General features: G+C 65.0%; 19 protein-coding genes. 8 read left to right on the top strand and 11 right to left on the bottom strand.

All coding sequences use genetic code 11. The features are described from left to right. Positions 1–77 precede the first annotated feature (77 nt). Entirely contained in the window at positions 78–326 is a 249-nt protein-coding gene (locus tag U5919_RS14270; protein ID WP_336025117.1) for an Hsp20/alpha crystallin family protein, read from the top strand. Continuing rightward, positions 323–2,584, top strand: coding sequence for a CDC48 family AAA ATPase (locus tag U5919_RS14265; RefSeq protein WP_336025116.1), 2,262 nt, complete (start codon positions 323–325; stop codon positions 2,582–2,584). Before U5919_RS14270 ends, U5919_RS14265 begins: the two co-directional genes overlap by 4 nt. A gap of 188 nt (positions 2,585–2,772) precedes the next feature. Here the strand turns inward: U5919_RS14265 and bcp are convergent, their stop codons facing one another. From bcp to trmB, 4 genes are all read right to left on the bottom strand, one after another. After that, positions 2,773–3,240 carry a thioredoxin-dependent thiol peroxidase gene (gene bcp, locus U5919_RS14260; RefSeq protein WP_336025115.1) on the bottom strand — a complete coding sequence of 156 codons (468 nt, stop codon included), beginning with the start codon at positions 3,238–3,240 and terminating at the stop codon, positions 2,773–2,775. Between the two features lie 79 nt (positions 3,241–3,319). Beyond that, the gene (locus U5919_RS14255; RefSeq protein ID WP_336025114.1) at positions 3,320–4,267 is read right to left on the bottom strand and encodes a hypothetical protein; all 948 of its coding nucleotides are present in this window, start codon (positions 4,265–4,267) and stop codon (positions 3,320–3,322) included. A gap of 19 nt (positions 4,268–4,286) precedes the next feature. Continuing rightward, entirely contained in the window at positions 4,287–5,444 is a 1,158-nt protein-coding gene (gene priS, locus U5919_RS14250; protein WP_336025113.1) for a DNA primase small subunit PriS, read from the bottom strand. A 132-nt stretch (positions 5,445–5,576) separates the two neighbouring features. Then, the gene (gene trmB / locus U5919_RS14245; protein ID WP_336025112.1) at positions 5,577–6,638 is read right to left on the bottom strand and encodes an HTH-type sugar sensing transcriptional regulator TrmB; all 1,062 of its coding nucleotides are present in this window, start codon (positions 6,636–6,638) and stop codon (positions 5,577–5,579) included. 156 nt (positions 6,639–6,794) lie between these two features. Between trmB and U5919_RS14240 the strand changes: the two genes are divergently transcribed. The 4 genes from U5919_RS14240 (at position 6,795) to U5919_RS14225 (ending at position 11,794) form a co-directional block, all read left to right on the top strand. Beyond that, a complete protein-coding gene (locus tag U5919_RS14240) occupies positions 6,795–7,607 on the top strand; it encodes an XdhC family protein (protein WP_336025110.1) in 813 nt (270 codons plus the stop codon). Positions 7,608–7,715: 108 nt separating this feature from the next. Then, positions 7,716–8,366 (top strand): (2Fe-2S)-binding protein, encoded by a 651-nt coding sequence (locus U5919_RS14235; RefSeq protein WP_336025109.1) that lies wholly within the window; start codon positions 7,716–7,718, stop codon positions 8,364–8,366. A gap of 6 nt (positions 8,367–8,372) precedes the next feature. Continuing rightward, positions 8,373–10,802 carry a xanthine dehydrogenase family protein molybdopterin-binding subunit gene (locus U5919_RS14230; protein WP_336025108.1) on the top strand — a complete coding sequence of 810 codons (2,430 nt, stop codon included), beginning with the start codon at positions 8,373–8,375 and terminating at the stop codon, positions 10,800–10,802. Between the two features lie 2 nt (positions 10,803–10,804). After that, complete coding sequence (locus tag U5919_RS14225) at positions 10,805–11,794, top strand: FAD binding domain-containing protein (protein WP_336025107.1); 990 nt, start codon at positions 10,805–10,807, stop codon at positions 11,792–11,794. A 72-nt stretch (positions 11,795–11,866) separates the two neighbouring features. Here the strand turns inward: U5919_RS14225 and U5919_RS14220 are convergent, their stop codons facing one another. After that, entirely contained in the window at positions 11,867–12,556 is a 690-nt protein-coding gene (locus U5919_RS14220) for an FxLYD domain-containing protein (protein ID WP_336025106.1), read from the bottom strand. A 951-nt stretch (positions 12,557–13,507) separates the two neighbouring features. On the opposite strand from U5919_RS14220, the gene U5919_RS14215 reads away from it, so the two are divergent. Further along, positions 13,508–14,110, top strand: coding sequence for an LURP-one-related/scramblase family protein (locus U5919_RS14215; RefSeq protein WP_336025105.1), 603 nt, complete (start codon positions 13,508–13,510; stop codon positions 14,108–14,110). 189 nt (positions 14,111–14,299) lie between these two features. Here the strand turns inward: U5919_RS14215 and U5919_RS14210 are convergent, their stop codons facing one another. Further along, a complete protein-coding gene (locus tag U5919_RS14210) occupies positions 14,300–14,422 on the bottom strand; it encodes a hypothetical protein (protein ID WP_336025103.1) in 123 nt (40 codons plus the stop codon). 404 nt (positions 14,423–14,826) lie between these two features. Between U5919_RS14210 and U5919_RS14205 the strand changes: the two genes are divergently transcribed. Next, positions 14,827–15,162: a hypothetical protein gene (locus tag U5919_RS14205; RefSeq protein WP_336025101.1), complete on the top strand. Its 336-nt coding sequence runs from the start codon at positions 14,827–14,829 to the stop codon at positions 15,160–15,162. Between the two features lie 65 nt (positions 15,163–15,227). On the opposite strand, the gene U5919_RS14200 is transcribed toward U5919_RS14205, so the two are convergent. The 5 genes from U5919_RS14200 to U5919_RS14180 form a co-directional block, all read right to left on the bottom strand. Continuing rightward, positions 15,228–15,647 (bottom strand): hypothetical protein, encoded by a 420-nt coding sequence (locus U5919_RS14200; RefSeq protein ID WP_336025100.1) that lies wholly within the window; start codon positions 15,645–15,647, stop codon positions 15,228–15,230. 69 nt (positions 15,648–15,716) lie between these two features. Further along, complete coding sequence (locus U5919_RS14195; RefSeq protein ID WP_336025099.1) at positions 15,717–16,319, bottom strand: nucleotidyltransferase family protein; 603 nt, start codon at positions 16,317–16,319, stop codon at positions 15,717–15,719. Position 16,320: 1 nt separating this feature from the next. Further along, positions 16,321–16,734 carry a hypothetical protein gene (locus U5919_RS14190; protein WP_336025098.1) on the bottom strand — a complete coding sequence of 138 codons (414 nt, stop codon included), beginning with the start codon at positions 16,732–16,734 and terminating at the stop codon, positions 16,321–16,323. Between the two features lie 26 nt (positions 16,735–16,760). Further along, positions 16,761–17,987, bottom strand: a complete 1,227-nt coding sequence (locus tag U5919_RS14185) for a hypothetical protein (RefSeq protein WP_336025097.1) — start codon at positions 17,985–17,987, stop codon at positions 16,761–16,763. 72 nt (positions 17,988–18,059) lie between these two features. Beyond that, positions 18,060–19,010, bottom strand: coding sequence for a cytochrome b/b6 domain-containing protein (locus U5919_RS14180; RefSeq protein WP_336025095.1), 951 nt, complete (start codon positions 19,008–19,010; stop codon positions 18,060–18,062). Positions 19,011–19,019: the final 9 nt, after the last annotated feature.

Here is a 19,019-nt window from a genome sequence, read left to right as displayed (position 1 = left end):
CTCATCCACCGCTGTACGTCGATTAGTGGTAGGAAGATTTAAATATTAGGGCGACTAACTTGGAGTTAGGAATCACGATGAGTATCAAACAGTTAGCCGGTGGAGACGAGCGCATCGTTCGCCGGTACGAATACGAGGACAGCTGGGTCCTCGCCGCCGACGTGGGAGTCGCCGACGAGGATCTCGATGTCGACATCGTCGGCACGACGGCCATCGTCGTCGCCGAGACGGGCGAGGAGGTCTCCGAGGCCGAGTTCGAGCTTCCCGGCTCGGACGCGTCGGTCGCGACGAACAACGGCGTACTCACGATCACGGTCGAAAAATGAAGCTCACTGTCAAACCACTCAAGCAGAAGGACGCCGGTCGCGGGCTCGCCGCCATCGACCGGCAGGCCGCCGAGGATCTGGACCTCGAAGGCGGCGACTACATCCGCATCGACGGCGACGGCGGCACCGCGATCGCCCGCGTCTGGCCCGGTTACCCCGAGGACAGCGGCTCGGGCGTCATCCGGATCGACGGCCGGCTCCGCCAGCAGTCGAACGTCGGCATCGACGACCGCGTCGAGGTCGAAAAGGCCGACATCAAGCCCGCCAAGCACGTCTCCGTCGCGCTCCCGCAGAACCTCCGCATCAGCGGCAACATCGGCGCGCACCTGCGGGATAAGCTCGCGGGGCAGCCCGTTACGCAGGGGCAGAACATCCGGATCCCGTTCGGCTTCGGCTTCATGAGCTCGTCGAGTCAGCCGCTGCCGTTGAAAGTCGCCTCGACCGAACCGGACGGGACCGTCGTCGTCACCGACTCGACTGAGGTGACGATCAGCCAGACGCCCGCCGAGGACATCCAGTCGGGCGCGGATGGCGAGGCCGACACGCCCTCGGTGACCTACGAGGACATCGGCGGTCTCGATCGCGAACTCGAACAAGTGCGAGAGATGATCGAGCTGCCGATGCGGCACCCCGAGCTGTTCCAGCGGCTCGGCATCGAGCCGCCGAAGGGCGTGCTCCTCCACGGCCCGCCCGGAACGGGGAAGACGCTGATCGCGAAAGCCGTCGCCAACGAGATCGACGCCTCGTTCCACACGATCTCCGGGCCGGAGATCATGTCGAAGTACTACGGCGAGTCCGAAGAGCAGCTCCGGGAGATCTTCGAGGAGGCCGAGGAGGCCGCCCCGGCGATCGTCTTCATCGACGAGATCGACTCGATCGCGCCCAAGCGCGGCGAGGCCGGCGGCGACGTCGAACGTCGCGTCGTCGCGCAACTGCTCTCGCTGATGGACGGCCTCGACGAGCGCGGCGAGGTCGTCGTCATCGGTGCGACGAACAGAGTGGACGCGATCGACCCGGCGCTGCGCCGCGGCGGTCGCTTCGACCGCGAGATCGAGATCGGCGTGCCGGACCGCGAGGGTCGAAAGGAGATCCTGCAGGTCCACACGCGGAACATGCCGCTGTCGGATGCGATCGACCTCGACGAGTACGCCGACAACACCCACGGCTTCGTCGGCGCGGATATCGAGAGCCTCGCGAAAGAGGCCGCGATGAATGCGCTGCGGCGCATCCGTCCCGAACTCGACCTCGACTCCGACGAGATCGACGCCGAGGTCCTCGAAAAGCTGACGGTCACCTCGAAGGACTTCAAAGAGGCGATCAAAGGAATCGAGCCCTCGGCGCTGCGGGAGGTGTTCGTCGAGGTGCCAGACGTCTCTTGGGAGAACGTGGGTGGTCTCGAAGACACCAAAGAGCGCCTTCGGGAGACGATCCAGTGGCCGCTCGAATACCCCGAAGTGTTCGAGGCGATGGATATGCAGTCCGCGAAGGGCGTCCTGATGTACGGGCCGCCCGGAACTGGAAAGACGCTGCTCGCGAAGGCCGTCGCCAACGAGTCCGAGTCGAACTTCATCTCCGTGAAGGGGCCGGAACTGCTCGACAAGTACGTCGGCGAATCCGAGAAAGGCGTCCGCGAGATCTTCAAGAAGGCCCGCGAGAACGCGCCTACCGTGGTCTTCTTCGATGAGATCGACTCGATCGCGACCGAGCGCGGCAGCCACTCGGGCGATTCGGGCGTCTCAGAGCGCGTCGTCTCCCAGCTCTTGACCGAGCTGGACGGGCTCGAAACCCTCGAAGACGTCGTCGTCGTCGCGACGACGAACCGCCCGGATCTGATCGATTCGGCGCTCCTGCGCCCGGGACGGTTGGATCGTCACGTCCACGTGCCCGTCCCCGACGAGGAGGGTCGCCGGGCGATATTCGCGGTCCACACCGAGCACAAGCCGCTCGCAGACGACGTCGACCTCGACGAACTCGCCGCGGAGACCGGCGGCTACGTCGGTGCCGACATCGAAGCGGTCTGTCGCGAGGCGTCGATGGCTGCGAGCCGCGAGTTCATCAACAGCGTCTCCCGCGAGGAGGTCACCGAATCGGTCGGCAACGTCCGCGTGACGATGGCGCACTTCGAGCACGCGCTCGACGAGGTCGGCCCGAGCGTGACGCCGGAAACGCGCGAGCGCTACGAGGAGATCGAACAGCGCTTCCAGACCAGCGAGGTCGAGCGCGAGCCCGAGGCCGAAATCGGCCGGACGTTCCAGTAGACCATCGCGGCGGACGTTCCAGTAGCCGGAGGAGCCTTCGGGAATTTCACTGTAGCTCGTATCGGGCAATCAACGGCCTGTTATATCTCAAACAATAAAACTGAGTTATCGTTTCTTTCACCGGAAATGCGGTGTCGATCCGCGTTCGAATCTCCGCTTGAAGCGCGCGGGATCGACACGCCGTCCGATCAGTCCTCGAGCGCGTCGAGGTCGTCGAGAATCTCCGTCGCGTGGCCCTCGGGGGAGACGCCCTCGTACGCGAGAACGACGTCCCCGTCGGGGCCGACAACGTACGTGTTTCTGAAGACGCCGTCGAAGGTGTTGCCGAACATATTCTTCTCGCCGTAGGAGTCGTAGGCGGACGACACCGACCCGTCCTCGTCGGAGAGCAGTCTGAACGGGAGGTCGTACTCCGCGGCGAACGGCGCGAGGTCGTCGACGGGGTCGTCGCTGATCCCGAGAACGGTCACACCGCGCTCGCGAAGTTCGTCGTAGACGTCGCGGAATCCGCACGCTTCTGTCGTACAACCGGGCGTGTCCGCCCGCGGGTAGAAGTAAACGACGACGTACTCGCCGCGGAGTTCCGAGAGCGACACGGTCTGGCCGTCTTGGTCGGGCAGCGTGAAGCCGGGAGCGGTCTCACCGATATCGAGCATACTCCGTCCGTCTCGCGAGCCGGGCTTCAACGTACCGCTTGAAAGCGAGCGCGGATTCGCGATTCCCCGACCGCCGGGGCTAATCGAGTTGCTCCGCGGCGTTGCGGTCCAAGAGCGGCCCGGCGTTCGTCGCCGGGAGCGTCACGACGTCCTCGGATTCGAGGTCGTACTCGCGCTCGTCGACGCCGAAGATCTGGCCGATGTCTTCGGTGATCCGGAGCGTGACGCGTTCGGTATCGTCAGACGGTTGCCCGCCTTCGGTGGGATCTCCGTTCCCGATGACGGGGGTTTCAGATTCCGACGTGTCCGGTGGGGCGTCCGGCGGGACATCCGGGGGAGCGCCCGGATTCGGATCCGACTCCGATTCGGCGATCGGATCCGACGACTCCCCGGAGCCGCCCGGGTCCGAACCGCCCATCGCGTCGGCGAGAACGTCGTCAGGGCCGGCCGGGTCGTCCGTCGGTGCGGTCGCCATATCCGCGGACGGTGCGTCCGTCTCAGCAGTCGCGTCGGTCTCGGCTGTCGACGACGACTCGGTCGCCGTATCCGGCATCGCCGCGTGGTCTGTCTCGGCGGCGGTCGCCGCGTGGTCGGCCGAAGCCGACATCGTCACGCCGTCGCTTCCGGAGTGGTCGCCGCCTTCGCCGGCGAGGACATCGAGGACAGTCTGTCGGTTCCGCTTGATCTGCGCGACCAGTCCGTCGAACAGCTCTCGCTCCTCGGCGGTGAGGCCGTCGGTGTTGGCGCTCATATCCGCCGCCGCGAACGACGCCAGCTTGACGACCTTGCCGACGCGCCGCTCGTAGATCGACTCGACGACGTCTTCGGCGGTCTCGATCTCGTCGGTCAGCTGACCCACTTCGGGATCCCCGAAGGGATCGTCGGCGGCGTCTGCCGCGCGGGTGCGCTCGGCCTTCCGCTCTGCGATGTATGCGGCGACGTCCTCGTAGAACGAGTCGCGGAGGTGCTGGAGGCTGTCCTTCTGTCGCTCGGTCCGTCGGACGCTCCGCAGCTCGTCTAAGTCCATTCTTTGCACTCGGCCGAATTCATTCTTTGATTTTCTCCGCGCGCCCGCGAGACATCAGGAAGATCCCGAGGCACTCTTCGACGGATTGCTCACCCTCCGTGATAGTAAACGTGTCGCCGTCGAACGTCGTCGGCCCCGGATCGACCACGTTCACGCTGATCTCTCGCCCGCGGAACCGCTCCGGGATGGCGTCTTCCAGCGGGTGGAAACCGTCGAGTTCCTCGCGCGCGAGCGGCGTGACGACCAGCCCCGAGCCGCCGTGGAGGCTGCCCGGAAGCCGGATGAGCCGCTTCGTGTCGGTCGTCACCGGCTCGTCGATCGGCGCGGTCTCCGTCTCGATCGCCTCGGCGGCGAGCGCCTCGACGAGGATGCGGGTCCCGGGGCCGCCCGCCTCGACGTTACCCGCGCGGATCGCCTCGAAGTTGTTCCGGACCGTTCCGAGGATCGTCTGCGCGCGCCCCTCGCCGATCCCGTCGAGTTCCTGCAGCCGCTCTAAGGCGTCGTCGTCGTCCATCTCGCGCAGCCGTTCTGCGAGGTCCACGAGGCGGCGGTGCGTGCGCGCCCCCCACCCGCCGCGACGGCGGAGAACCCGGCGGGTCGTCCCGCGGTTCGACTCGGTCTCGATCAGGCCGTCGACATCGAGGTCGATCGCGCGGACGTAGTCGACGATCTCGCGGCGCGCCTCGCTGTCGAGCCCTCGTACTTCGGGGTCGCGAACGTGGACGTGGTACCCCCGCCCGCCGGAGAAGACCACCTCGGTCTCCTCGAAGTCGAAGTCGTCGTCGATGAAATCGAGGAGGTTCAGAAGCTCTCCCTTACACGCTTCGAGCATCTCCGCGTACGAGGTGGTCTCGGGGTCGACGCCGGGGAGATGGTCGGCGTCGAGGTCGAAGACGAGGTCGGCCGACTGCCAGCCCTTCTCGTCCATCGAACCCGCTCCGGGGTCGGCGAACCGAGCCGACGAGAAGTAGACGTGCCGGGGCGCGGTGCGGTGCAGGAAGTCGCCGAGGTCGCCGACGTCGAGCAGCGACTGGTGGCGGATCATCCGGGTCGCGCCGGCGCTCCACGGGATGTGTCCCCACTCGCGGCGTTCGGCCGCGGGCGGGAGGGAGACGTCGCTGCGGCGGTAGTAGTCGCCGAACCGGCCTTCGAGGTAGGTCCGCGTGCGCGCCTCCATCGGTCGCCGAGACTTTCGGAGCGAGGAGTAAAGCCGTTGCGCCTCCGGACGGTGCGGAGAACGCGACGCTCGGACGAGGGGTCGAGACAGCCGGACCGAAGAACGCGACGGCCGGACGGAAGGCCGAGACGCTCAGGCGAACTGCTCGCGGTCGGGCACCTCGTCGCGTCCGAGGATGATCTCTTGGGCCTCGACGTCCTCGAAGGCCGCGACTAGCCCACCGATCTCTAAGACGCCGTCGTCGGTCTCCAACTGGATTGAGGCGACCTCCTCGGACTCCTCCAGCGTCGCGGTCTTCACCTTCCCTTCGACGACGACGGGATCGCCGGTCTCGACGTCGCGGCCGGTGATCGAAGCGTAGAACGGGCCGTCGAGTTCGCGAACGTCCTTCACGGCGCGTCGGATCGAGGCGTAGCGTCTGGGGAACGGCCGCCGCTTGCCGTCCGTGGCGATCGTCTCCGCGGTCGACCAGAGGACGGTCCCGAAGAACCCCGAGACCAGAAAGCCCAGCGCCGAGCGGTTGAAGATGACGCCGTAGCGGTCGCGGTCGTCGCGCAGGGCGTCCTGCGTCGCGTAGATCGAGTAGTTGCCGTCGGCGACCGCGAGGATCGGCGTGGTGATTCCCCGGCGTGCCCGCGCGACCGTCGCGACTTCGAGGTAGTCGAAGCTGTCCGGATCCGGCGCGCGCGACAGCGGCGTCACGAGCAGGTCGACGCTCACGCCGTCGTCGACCGCCGCGGCGAGATCCTCGCGGAAGCGACGCAGGAGATCCGGCGTGAGAGACAGCACCAGTTCGTACTCGGCGCTCTCGATGATCTCCTCGACGTACCGGAGGATCGTCGAGCGCGATTTCACGAGCGAAACGGCTTCGGTGTCCCGAGCGGGCGCGGTGTACCGCGCTTCCAACTCCGAGACGAGGCTGTCGAGGGACTGCTGGACGTTGCCGAAGGCGTCGTCGGGCGCGACCGCGACGATCTTCATCGGGCGCGACTCCCGTAGTTCGACGAGTCCGCGATCGGAGAGGCTCCGTACGGTGTCGTACACCCGCGGCTGCGGGATCTCGGTCCGATCGGCGATCTCCGAGGCCGTCAGTTCGCCGTGTTCGAGCACGGCCAGATACGCCTCGATCTCGTACTCGCCGAGGTTGAAGCGCTCTCCGACCCGCTCCAACGTCATCCGGAGTTCGTCTGCCATACGGGGTGATTACGTCCCTCCCACTTACTGTTTACTATGCTTCGAGTAGCACGCGATTCCGGAATGGAATACATATCGGTCGGTGAGCGGACTCCGATAGCTGGAGTGAATACCCCGTTGAATAAATATAAGCCTCGGCGGCCGAAAATGCGTGTGATGGAGGAGCACGGAGGGGACGAGAGCGCGTCCAGCGTGTACGGTCGCATCGACGAACTGACCGCGGCCGGTGAGACGGTGGCGCTCGCAACGGTGACGCGAGTCGACGGGTCGGCCCCGCAGGATCCGGGGGCGTCGATGCTCGTTCGCGCCGACGGGAGCACCGAAGGGACCGTCGGCGGCGGCACCGTCGAAGAGCGGACGCGTCGGGCGGCCGTCGAGGCGATCGGGGAACGGACCCCGCGGACGGAACGCTGGGAACTGCGGCCCGAGGGTAACACGGGAATGGTGTGCGGCGGCGAAATGGACGTGTTCATCAACGTGGTTCCGGGCAGTCAACGACTGATCGTCGCGGGCGGCGGCCACATCGCGCAGTCGCTCGCACCGATGGCAGTAGAACTGGGCTACGACGTCTCCGTCGTCGACGACAGGGAGGAGTACGCCACCGAAGAGCGCTTCCCCGACGCGGCGGTGTACGCCGACGAGTACGACGCGGGAATCGACGCGATCGGCGTCACGGACAACACCGCCGTCGTCGTCGCCACGCGGAGCGGTCACTTCGACCGCGTCGCCTCCCGGGAAGCGCTCGAACGGGGGGCGTATTACGTCGGTCTCGTGGCCTCGGACACGAAGGCCGAACGCGTCGCCGAGGGGCTTCGAGAGGACGGCGTCGACGAGGGCGACTTCGAGCGTTTCCACTCGCCGGTCGGGCTCGATCTCGGCGGCGGCGATCCCGCGGACGTCGCCCTTTCGATACTCGGCGAACTCAACCGAGTTCGGAACGGTCTCTCACCCGGTGTAGTCGAATCCTAGCGGATTGCGAACGGACGTCTCTGTTTCACCGGGTTTTGCGGCCGATTCCACCGGTCACCCCTTCCGGAGGCCGAACATATATGAATGTGTGTGAAAGATAATCAAGGTATGTCTACGACAGACGTACCGGACGAGTCAGAGCCAGACGCCGGCGACGACTCGGGAGGACCATCCCGCCGTGACATCATCAAGGGGACGATCGGCGGGACGCTCGTCGCGGCGAACGCCTATCTGTTCAACAACATCAGACAGACGTCGGCGCAGGGCGACGAAACGCCGGGAGTTCGAGAGCGGTTCTCGAATCAACTGAAACTGACAGTCAACGGCCGCGAGCGCTTCGTCAGGGTGGAAGACCAAGAGCGGCTGGCAGAGACGCTCCGGTATAAGCTCGGCTTGACCGGCACGAAGTTCGGCTGCGACCGAGCGATGTGCGGCGCGTGTACGGTGCAGGTCGAAGGCGATCCGATCTACAGCTGCACGTACTTCACGAAAGACGCCGTCGGCAAAGAGATCACGACGGTCGAAGGGCTGGCCGAGGGCGGACAGCTCCACCCGATCCAAGAGTCGTTCATCGAGGAACTCGGCGGACAGTGCGCGTTCTGTACGCCCGGAATGATTATGTCCGCGAAGTCGTTGCTGGAGGAGAACAGCGACCCGTCTCGCGAGGAGGTCAAAGACGCCCTCGAAGGGAACCTCTGTCGCTGCGGGAACTACGAGAACGAGATCGAGAGCGTTCTCAGCGCGGCCGAGCGGATGTGATCACCCGTGTCTAACCACAACTACGTCGGAACGGACTTCGAGGTCCCGGACGGCCGAGCGAAAGTGACGGGCGAAGCGAAGTATGCCGACGACTACCAGTTCGACAACCTCCTGCACGCGAAGACCGTCAAGAGTCCCTACGCTCACGCCAGAGCCCGGAGCATCGACACCTCGGCGGCCGAGTCGATGTCGGGCGTCCAAGCGGTCATCACCCACGAGGACGTCCCGGACGCGGCGGTCGGACAGCCGGTGCTCGCCGAGGAGCCGCTGACCTTCGGATACCCGGTCGCCGCGGTCGCCGCGGACGACGAATACACCGCCGCCGCGGCGGTCGAGGCCGTCGAGGTCGACTGGGAGGTGCTCGATCACGTCGTCGATCCGATCGAGACGCTCAAGCCGGGCAGTCCGAACGCCCGTCCGGAGGGGAACGCCCCGACGGGCGAAGCGGGCGGTGAGAGCGCCGAAGGGCAAGGCGGGTCCGACGCCGCCTTTGACACCATCAAATGGGACGACGCCGACTTCAGCGGCGACTTCCCGGAGGACCCTGGCGAGTTCACGATGGAGTGGAACTGGGGCGACGTCAGCGAGGGGTTCGAGAACGCCGAGACGATCTACGAGGACACGGTCTCGGCGCACCCGCAGCCGACGAACCCGATGGAGCCGCGCTCGACTGTCGCCGAGTGGGGAACGGACGGGCACGTCACGTTCTGGGGCTCCAGCCAGAGCATCAGTATGACGCACACGGGCGTCGCGGGGATCATCGGTAAGTCTCCGGGGGACGTCACCTTCATCAGCAACTTCTGCGGCGGCGGATTCGGTTCGAAGGGTACCGCGTACCCGCAGATGGGCGTGCCAGCGTTCCTCTCGCGGGAGGTCAACCGCCCGGTGAAGATCCGCGGGACGCGGCGCGAGGAGTTCCACTGGGGCAACGGCCGCTCGACGTTCATCGCGAAAACTCGCGTCGGGCTCGATTCGGAGGGAACGATCACCGCGATGGAGATCGAGGCGATCGGCGACTCCGGTGCGTACTCCGCCGACGCGCTGTCGACGCTCAGCTCCGGGTTCAACTCGCTGACTCAGTGCTGGCAACCGGAGACGCTTCGGTTCCGCGGAGTCGGCGTCTTCACCAACACCCCCAAGCGATGGCCGCAGCGCGGTCCCGGCCAGAACCAAGCGGCGCTCGCCGTCACGCAGGTCATCGACGAAGCGGCGAAGCAGGCCGGATTCGACCCGCTCGACGTCTGTCTACAGAACGCCCCGGAGAACCGCGGGCCGGCGGGAGCCGAGCGGATTCCGATGACCAGCGCGTACCTCGGAGAGGCCTACGAGCTGGCCGCCGACGCGATCAACTACGAGGAGAAGCGCGCCCGGTCCGGGACCCGCGAGGGATCGAAGGTGTACGGCGTCGGAATGGCGTCGGCGTCGCACGCCTCCGGGTACATCGGCTTCGACGGGCTCGTCGTCGTCCACACCGACGGTACCGTCGAAGTGCGGCAGGGTGCCGGTAACCTCGGGACCGAGAGTTTCGCCGCGGTCGCCCGGATGGTCGCGGACACGATGCACGCCGACTGGGACAACGTCGAGGTCTCGTGGGGGAGCAGCGACAAGTCGTCGTTCACCCTCGGGCAGTTCTCCTCGAATACGACCTTCACCGAGGGGCTGGCCAACGTCAAAGCCGCGGAGACGGCCGTCCAGTACCTCAAGGAACTGGCCGCACAGGAACTCGGCGGCACGGCCGACGCCTACACTGTGGAAAACCACGAGGTCGTTCACGGACAGTCGGGCGAGTCGATCACCTTCGCCGAGGCCGCACAGGCCGCCGTCGACGCGGGCGGCAAGTACACGGCCGAGGAGATCCCCGAGCAGTACCAAGAGAGCCTCGTCCCGCTGACGATCGCCGCCGCGAGCGACGCGGTCGGGCAGGGGCTCGTCGCGTTCGGTAAGACGACCGGCGAGGACCTCGACGGGTTCGTGACCTCCTTCGCCGGCGCGATTGCGGAGGTCTCGGTGGACCTCGAGACGGGCAAGGTCGTCGTCGAGGAGATGGCGAACTACAACGACTCGGGAACGGTCATTCACCCCGAGAGCTTCAAAGCGCAGGTCGAGGGCGGTGCCATCCAAGGCATCGGGTACACCCTCTACGAGCAGTACCGCCACGACGAGGGCACCGGCATCCCGGTGAACACGGACCTCTACAAGAACAACCCGCCGTCGATTCACGACTACGTCGCCGGTGACCTCCACGTCGGGGCGGTCGGCGAACCGGACCCATTCGGCCCCTTCGGGGCGAAAGGGGTCGGCGAACCCCCCTACGGGGCGGCGTCAGGCGCGGTCGCCGCGGCGGTCAAGGACGCCCTCGGGGTGACCTTCAACACGTTCCCCGTCACCCCCGGCAAGGTGCTTGCGAAGGTCCGCAGTGGGGAGGTGGAGCTGTAACTATGCAACAAGATATGATCCCGCCGCTCGAGCACATCGACGCCACGAGCGTCGAGCACGCCGTGCGGCTCCTAGACGAACACGGTAGCGACGCGGCGACGATCGCGGGTAACACCGACGAAATCAACTGGCTGAAGAACCGCGACCGGACGCCGGAAGTACTCGTCGACCTCAAGCCGATCGAGGAGCTCAAAGAGATCACCGAGACGAGCGGCGGCGGGCTTCGGATCGGCGCGTTGGCGACGCTCTCGGAGGTCGAATCCCACGACGCGGTCACCGACGGCTTCTCGCTCATCGCCGAGTCGATCGGCGAGATCGCGACGCCGCAGATCCGCAATCAGGGAACGATTGGCGGCAACCTCACGCAGGACTCGCGGTGTTGGTACTACCGCGGCGGCTTCGACTGCTACCGCGCGGGCGGGAACACCTGTTATGCGATCACCGGCGAGTCGAGCGACCACGCAGTCACCGACTACTCGCGGTGCATCACCGCCCATCCCTCGGACGGTGCCGTCGCGCTCATCGCGCTGGACGCGGACGTCGTCGTCGCCGGTCCGCGCGGCGAGCGCCGCGAGCCGCTCTCGGAGTTCTTCGTCGGTCCCGAAGACAACATCACCGTGATGCACGACCTCGCGCACGACGAGATCCTCACGCACATCGAGGTCCCCAGCGACTGGCGGGGAGAGAATTTCTACTTCGAGAAGGTCCGCGGGCGCGACTCGTGGGACTTCGCGATCGGGAACATCGCCGCCGCGGTGCGCACGAGCGGCAGTACGGTCTCGGACCTCCGCCTCGTCGCCAACGGCTTCGCGCCGACGCCGAAGCGCCTCCGCAAAGCCGAGAACGCGATCCGCGGAAACAGTCTCTCGGACGGAAACATCGCCTCGGCCTCCGAGAACGTGCTTCCGAACGCGCGCCCGCAATCGGACAACGAGTACAAGCTGAACCTCGCCGACGGACTGGTCAGCCGGGCGCTGAGCAACGTCGCCTGAGCGGTCGCCCGCGGTTTTTTAGTGGGTCTATCCAATCCAGCCGTCAGCGACTTCCCTCAGCAGCCACAGGCCTCAGGAGACGGCCACCGCTCGCGCCTCGAAGTCGTCGAACTCCTGTGCGAGGCTGGGCACGTCGCCGGTGGTCTGGAACGTGACCGTGAACGGGACAGATTCCCCGGGCGGAACCTCGCGGTTCGGCCGCGTCGTCCGAACGCCGATCACGTTGCCCTCATCGTCGTAGAAGGCCACGACGACGTCGGCCGCCTGCGGGTCGCTCCCGCGGTTTTCGACGGTCCCAGAAACGACGACCCGGCTCTGTGAGCGATCGACGACAGCCGCGTCGACGGCCAAATCAGCCGCGCTCGCAGTCGCCCGTTCCGTCGTGAGCGAGACGTTGTAATCGTCGACATCGCCGCTCTCTCCGTAGTGGACGTCGAACGGTGCGGACTCCCCCGGTGCGATCGGTTCACCCAACACGCCGCCGACCGCTTCGCCGACTACCTCGCCGTCGCGGTAATACGTCACCGTCACGGTCGCGTTCCCGACCGGATGGGACCGGCCGTTGTACACCTCGCCGACGACTGTGGGCCGACCCAACCGGTCGAGGTGATAGGTGGTCCCTTCGACCGTCGTCTCCCCCGCGAGCGGCGCGGCCGGTCCGTCCAACTCGCCGGTGACGAGGAGTTCGACGCCCACGAGCCCCCCGTAGGTGAGGCCTGCTGCCAAGACTGCACCGATGAGAACTGCTTTGGCGTCGGCCATTCTTCGAAACACAGGCTGTCAGCGGGCATAAGCACTGGGTCCAGCGGGGTCAAGATATTTCACCTACAGTAGAGATATCGAAGATATGAGTCCGGATTGGGACGGAACTACGATCTCGGTGAATCACGCTGTTGCGATTGTAGTCCTTGCAAGTGCTATTGGTGGGGCCGTCGGGTATCTGTTTACGATCCATCTCATTGAATCATTTGCGTCTGAACTCGAAGCGGTCTGGCTGACGTCCGTACTATTTGCTAGTGGTGGGTTGTATCTGTGGGGTGCATTTCGCTCTGAGTCCAAGGCGTATCGGAACCAGCCACAGTAACAAACGGCCGATGAGGGCAGCGACAGTATCGAAGGTTGTGGGAGATCGATCCCTCCAAGATTCGGTTGGTACTCTCACCACCTTGGGGTAACGCTTTCTGCGGCACAGGCCGTTGAGGGACTCGCGCAGGCACTTATCGTGTTCGTTGGTGTCGTTATCATCGAGACAATATTCCGTTCTCATCGACTGTTCTACACGAGAATTTGATTGGAAAACAGGTTTGAGCAGGGTCTCCACGCATCACGGCGAATTGCCTCCACCCCGGCTTCGTCCCATCGACGAACCTGTTCGGCGACGCCACCGTCCGGACCCGAGTGATGATCCGTCCGGCAGCCACCATCCGGTATCGGCTCCACACAACAAGAAGGCGCACGACGACTCTACAACCTCGTCACCACTCCGGAATTCAGTGAGCGAACCGGTACGTACGTCACCGGAATCACGGCCCCGTCGACAGAAGCGACCGATCCGGAGAATCGAGAGCAGAAATTAGCGCTGACCTCGGTGGTGTCGATCCCGACTGGTCGTACTCGGAAGCCAAGCCCCCCGAAAACCGGTTGGAGTGCGTATCTCGTACTGAATCGACCTGAGCAGAAGGCTTTTATCATACTCCGAGGGATCAACCACGTATGGCCGATTCCTCCACGTTCGAATCGACAACCACCCCCTACGACATTTCTACAGTTGATCTCGACGACGACCGCTACGAGGTCAAACAGTCCGCGATTCGGAACAAGTACGTCATCCGCGACAGCGCTGGTACTGTTGTTCTGCGCGGGAAACAGAAGATGTTCAAACTGAAAGAGGAGTTCCCGTTCGTCACCGGTGACGACGAAGACGCGTTCACGGTGAAGGCCGGCGGTATTATGGACATCGCAGGGAACTACGCGATCACGGATGCGGGCACCGGCGAGGAAGTCGTCGTCCTCGACGAGGACTTCTCGCTGTTCGTGGAAAACTGGACGGTTCGAGATCCCGACACGGGGGAGCCGTTAGCGGTCATTCGATCGAAAAACAAGCTCCTCTCGGCGCTCCGACACCTCATCTCCATCACGAACCTGATCCCGAACAAATACGAGATCGTCGACGCCGACGGCACCCATGTTGGCGATATCGACGGGCAGTTCTCCCTTCGGGATACCTACATAGTCAGCATCGACGATGCCAGCAACGTCCCAAAAGAGGCTGTAATCGCCGCCGCGTGCGTCCTTGATGCGCTCGAAAACCAGTAAGCAGACACCCAGACGTCGCGACTACGCGGGCTTCAGGGTCTTCTCGATGCCGTCGAACCGCGTACCGGTACGACCCGTACGACAACCCACAGCCACCAGGCAGTGAATCTCGAATCCCACGAGGAATACGGGCGTCAAGACGAGATTGTCAGTAACCGCAAACCACCTGATGAACAGTCCAAGAACTGTTCAACCACCGATGACGAGCAGGATCACCATCATCACAAACGTTGACGGCACGACCGCTTCGGTGCCCCAGATCTCGCGCTCTTCGTAGATGGGGTACGCCGAGCCGACTCCGACCGCAAACACTGCTGCGGCGAGACACAGACCGATCCCAATGACAGCGAATGCGGGGCATAGAGCGCCGCCATTCCGAGAAGTATCGAAGCAGTCGAAACGAGGACCGCAATCGGGAGTCCAACAGCAACGCCGGCCAGCAGCCGCCCGCGAACGACGGTTTGAGGTGATGTCTCGGTGAGTACCAGAAGCGGCAACTGGGTCGGTCGTCCCCGAGCGGGTTCAGTCCGAAGGTCGCTCCCGCGAAGTACGTTCCCAGACTGACGCCTATCCCCGCGATGAGAAGTCCGAGACGTTCGCCGTCAGCGTGGTTAGAGCGGTGGGTGCGTCCCTCGGTCCTTCGCGGCCCGGAACGAACCGAACGCCGACGAGCGCCACTGTTTTGCCGGCGGCGTCGCGACGGAGAACAGAGACCGATGCCGTTCAACGTGTTCGAGCTCAGGGGCGTCTACGTGTTTCGAGTCGACGACGCGTCGGTTCCGGCGTCGCTGGAACGCTACTACAACGAGGCGGAAGACCGCTACGAAGTACCGACCGCGGACGAACTCGAAGCCCTTCCCGGCAAGTGGCGAACCGTTTCTGACCTCGACGCGTACCGCGTCATCTTCGAGCGCGACCCGCCCGTATCGGTGCGCTCGACGGCCGTGTTCGTCGAAGAGGGCCCGCTACGAACGACCCTCCTCTGTCCCGACGAAGCGGCGGTCGAACGCGCGGTCGAGGCGGGCGGACGACGGGTCGAAACCGACGGATGAACCGACCGCGTCCGGCCTCGTCGCTCGCCGGAGTGAGTCCGAGCCCCCACGAATAGTGACACGCGTCAGTCCGTGAGCCGGACCGACAGGTCCGCACCGACGAGACCGAAGACCGACCACGCGATAGTCAGCACCAACAGCATTCCGAACGTGACCGGCCACAGCGTCACACCGAACGTGCCGATGATGAATCCGGACCACGCGCCGAACAGCCCGATCAGGAACACGATAAGCGTGGTCGTGATAGCGGCGAACGCTCCGGCGACGGTGCCAGCAACGCGTTCGTCGCCGACGGGGGACAGCCTCGCTGCGACGGTTCCCCCGATGAGCGGCCACCCGATGAGAAGGACGAGATATCCGATGACGCCACCGACCTGCAGGCCGAACAGATGGAGCAGTCCCAAGACAGTGATGACGGCAGCCCCGACGACGTCGGGCGCGGTCTGCAGACCGCTCGACTCTGTGTGTGTGACGCTTGTTGCCATATCTCGATGCTTCTCGGGGAAACTGGATAAAAATACCGCCGCAGTAGCGGCCGCGGGGAAGGGCGCGGTCTACACCGGTTCGTAGTGTTTCACCAGATCCCAGTACTCCGCGGGAGTATCGACGTCGGCGAGGATGCGCTCGTCGTCGACGTCGACGGTGCGGGTGTCGGTGTCGTCGGACCGCACGACTGCCCGGGCACCCCGATCGATCGGTGCCTCACGGAGCGCATCGAAGGTGTCCGAGCGGAAGAGGGGCGGATGGCCTCGCCCGCCGTCAGCACTGGGAACGAGGACGTCGCCGTCGTCGTCAGTGGCGGCCGCGGCGAGAGTCTCGATGACCGCGTCCGGCGTTAGCGGGCAGTCGACGGGGTTCAAGAACACGCCGTCGGCACCGCGTTCGGCCGCGTACTCGACGGCCACGTGGACCGAGGAGAGCATCCCCGACTCGTAGTCGGGGTTCTCACGGACGACCGCCTCGGACAGGTCCGCTCGCGCTCGGACTTCCGAGGCTTCGTGACCGAGGACCACCACGGGATCGATCCCGAGTCCGGCGTACGTCCCGACGAGCCGCTCGACGAATCGACGCCCGTCGAACGTCAAGAGCGGCTTGGGAAACCCGCCCATCCGCGTCGATTTCCCCGCGGCCGTGATCGCGGCGACGAACGCGGCCATCTCACTCGCGTTCGAGGTGGTCGGTCAGTTCGTCGAGGAAGAAGAACTTCATCATCACCGACTGGAAGACCGACATTCCGTTGAGGTTGTCCGCCATCCGCGACGTGACCGACTCCTGTTCGGAGAGCAGTCGGAGGACGGTCCGGGCCTCCTCGATCTCGGGCTCCATCTCCTCCAGAAACGCCCGATACGTCTCGGTGTCGAGTTCCTCGTGACTGTCAGGGACGGACCGGGCGGCCTCGTACCCGTCTGCCAGCCCTTCCTCGAAGTCCGTGAGGTACTCCTTCGTCTGACCCGTCCCGGATTGGATCGTTTCGCGGTCGATCCCCTCCCCGGCGAAGGATATCAGGAACTCGTAGGCGATCTCGATCCGCTCGATCGCGTCACGAAGATCTGATACTGGCGTTTCAGGCATGCCACTCAGTTGCGTAGCTCGCGATATTACTCTTCGGGAACCCGGGTCCACGCGCCGGTTGTTAGCCGTCGTACGTCGCCGTCCCGTTTCAGGCGATGCAGCGCGATGCGACAGGTCTCTTCGGTGACGTCGAGACAGGCGCATATTTCGGCGGTGAACGCCGAGGGAAGCGTCTCGAGCACCTCGATCGCGCGCGAACCGTGGTCCTCCGGGCTGAAGCTCTCGGCGTTCATCGGTGCCGCACCGTACTGCTGCATCACGTTCCGGCTCTGCGTTCCGGTCGTTTCACCCGTGTCGCCGAGGTCGGGGTCGTACGTCCGTACCGCATCGCGGACCGCGTCGAACCCGGCGTTCCCGTCGACGATCGTCGCTCCGCCCGGTCCGTTAACGCGGTATACCGGAGCGCGGAGGATGGCGTCTCTCGTCGGGGGCGCTGCCGACGCCGACTCGTCCGAGTTCGTATCGCCGTCGCCGTTCGTTCCCGTTCCGCCGCTGTTCGATCCTGTCCCATCGCTGTCCGACGTCGTCCCGACGCTATCCGGTCCCGCCGCGTCGTCTGATTCCGCTTCGTCGTCTACTCCCGTCTCACCACCCGAATCGCTGTGACGGTCTGTGTCGCCAGCGACGCCGTCGAGACAGCTTCTCGGCTGCAGCGGTACCGTCTCGGGCGTCCCCCGGACGTCGACCTCGGAGAGCGACGCCGCTGTCTGTCGGGCACGTTCGAGATCTCGACCCACCGCCGCGGTCGCGCGACGAGAGCCGACCGCGTCGGCGACTCGGCGGGCGTCGATCCCGTCGACCGAGGCCGCGGCCGCTCGGATCGCTTCCGGGGTGCCCGTCGGTTCGCCCTCCGCGAACGTTCGATCGGCGAGCGCCCTCGTGAGCGCGAACGCGACGTCGGGTCCACCGATCTCTCTCGCAGCGGCGACCGCCTCGCACGCCGCCCACGACGGGGGGAGCGCCTCGGCCGTCAGCGAACCGGCGACCGGCATCGAACCCGCGGCTTTCAGTTCCGAAAGTTCGGTCGCTATGGCCGCGGTTTCATCGGTATACAGGTCGACATCGTCGGTATCGCGGTCTGAATCGTCGGTATCACGGGCGGCATCGTCGCGTGCGTCTGGGATAGACACGAGACACCGATATCGAAGGTCGACGTCGTCGAAGACGTACCTGAGTCGCGAGCGGACGGGTCGTAGCCGATACGCCGCGGGAGACAGCGGATCGGAAAAGAGCGTGATGGTGACGTCCGACATACGTTCTGGTTATCTCGGGACGAAAAAGAGATGGCGGTCCGAGCGGCGGGACACCCCTCGAGGAACCCTCGCTCAGCGCTCGGCGTCGTCGTTCGAGACCTCGCCGCCGTCCGCGGCCTTCGAGCCGCCGATCTTCCAACTCGTCGGCGAGTACTTCTCGGCGTACTCCTCGACGGTGACGCGTCCCGTGATCATACTTTTCGTGATCGCCCACTCGTTCGGTCGCAGCGCGAAGTAGACGTGGCCCATCACGAGAGCCAACAGCGCGACGGCGAAGAAGTCGTGGAAGACGAAACTCCACGCGATCAGTCCGGGCGCATCGGCGGTTCCGAGGCCGAACTGCAGGCCGAGGAAGGAGAACTCTCGCGTCGGCCCCCACAGCGGTTCGAGGCTCACCCGGCGAACGAGGACGACGCCGGTTACGATGACGGCGAGCGAGGCTCCGGTGACGCCCCAGTGGAGTAACTTCTGGGCGCTCGGGTACTCGAACTGGCGCGGGTACTCGTCGGTCTGTCCGATCAGGTTCGTGAACCGCCGCCAGAGGTCCTTGGCGTCGGCGACGCCGAACCACATCTTCGACCACGTGCCCTTGTACGCGACGTGGCCGACGTGAAAGATCACGTAGCCGATGAGCACGACCGCCGAGACGATGTGGACATCGAGCCACGATAGCCCCGGGACGGCCCGGAGCGTCACTTCGGTATTCATTATCACGAATCCCGAGAGCATCAACGCGAAAATAGAGATCGCCATCACCCAGTGGGAGACGCGCTGGGCGACGGAGAACCGCTTGATCTCGTCGACGCCTTGCTCTTCGAGCGACTGTTCGACCTCGGATTTCGGCGGATCGTCGGGTCGGGAGGTGTGGTCCGTCGGATTCCAGAGCTCGCGGAGTATATAGTGGATCAAAAACGTTAGTGTTCCGATGAACGCGAACACGAGCAGAATGTCCCAACTCAGGCCGACGATGACCTCACGTCCCGCTCGTTGTGCGTATCTGAATATATCTATTCCAAGCGGCATAACCTAATG

It is taken from the genome of Halobellus sp. LT62 (assembly GCF_037031285.1).
GTDB classification, from domain to species: Archaea; Halobacteriota; Halobacteria; order Halobacteriales; family Haloferacaceae; genus Haloquadratum; species Haloquadratum salinisoli.
Note: the sequence above shows the minus strand (reverse complement) of the source record. Positions and strands in the feature narration are given on the sequence as shown.

Bases quoted from the DNA above. Each gene is read 5' to 3' on its own strand.
- U5919_RS14270 (WP_336025117.1), top strand. From the start codon at position 78: ATGAGTATCAAACAGTTAGCCGGTGGAGACGAGCGCATCGTTCGCCGG.
- U5919_RS14265 (WP_336025116.1), top strand. From the start codon at position 323: ATGAAGCTCACTGTCAAACCACTCAAGCAGAAGGACGCCGGTCGCGGG.
- bcp (WP_336025115.1), bottom strand. From the start codon at position 3,240: ATGCTCGATATCGGTGAGACCGCTCCCGGCTTCACGCTGCCCGACCAA.
- U5919_RS14255 (WP_336025114.1), bottom strand. From the start codon at position 4,267: ATGGACTTAGACGAGCTGCGGAGCGTCCGACGGACCGAGCGACAGAAG.
- priS (WP_336025113.1), bottom strand. From the start codon at position 5,444: ATGGAGGCGCGCACGCGGACCTACCTCGAAGGCCGGTTCGGCGACTAC.
- trmB (WP_336025112.1), bottom strand. From the start codon at position 6,638: ATGGCAGACGAACTCCGGATGACGTTGGAGCGGGTCGGAGAGCGCTTC.
- U5919_RS14240 (WP_336025110.1), top strand. From the start codon at position 6,795: ATGGAGGAGCACGGAGGGGACGAGAGCGCGTCCAGCGTGTACGGTCGC.
- U5919_RS14235 (WP_336025109.1), top strand. From the start codon at position 7,716: ATGTCTACGACAGACGTACCGGACGAGTCAGAGCCAGACGCCGGCGAC.
- U5919_RS14225 (WP_336025107.1), top strand. From the start codon at position 10,805: ATGCAACAAGATATGATCCCGCCGCTCGAGCACATCGACGCCACGAGC.
- U5919_RS14220 (WP_336025106.1), bottom strand. From the start codon at position 12,556: ATGGCCGACGCCAAAGCAGTTCTCATCGGTGCAGTCTTGGCAGCAGGC.
- U5919_RS14215 (WP_336025105.1), top strand. From the start codon at position 13,508: ATGGCCGATTCCTCCACGTTCGAATCGACAACCACCCCCTACGACATT.
- U5919_RS14205 (WP_336025101.1), top strand. From the start codon at position 14,827: ATGCCGTTCAACGTGTTCGAGCTCAGGGGCGTCTACGTGTTTCGAGTC.
- U5919_RS14200 (WP_336025100.1), bottom strand. From the start codon at position 15,647: ATGGCAACAAGCGTCACACACACAGAGTCGAGCGGTCTGCAGACCGCG.
- U5919_RS14195 (WP_336025099.1), bottom strand. From the start codon at position 16,319: ATGGCCGCGTTCGTCGCCGCGATCACGGCCGCGGGGAAATCGACGCGG.
- U5919_RS14190 (WP_336025098.1), bottom strand. From the start codon at position 16,734: ATGCCTGAAACGCCAGTATCAGATCTTCGTGACGCGATCGAGCGGATC.
- U5919_RS14185 (WP_336025097.1), bottom strand. From the start codon at position 17,987: ATGTCGGACGTCACCATCACGCTCTTTTCCGATCCGCTGTCTCCCGCG.
- U5919_RS14180 (WP_336025095.1), bottom strand. From the start codon at position 19,010: ATGCCGCTTGGAATAGATATATTCAGATACGCACAACGAGCGGGACGT.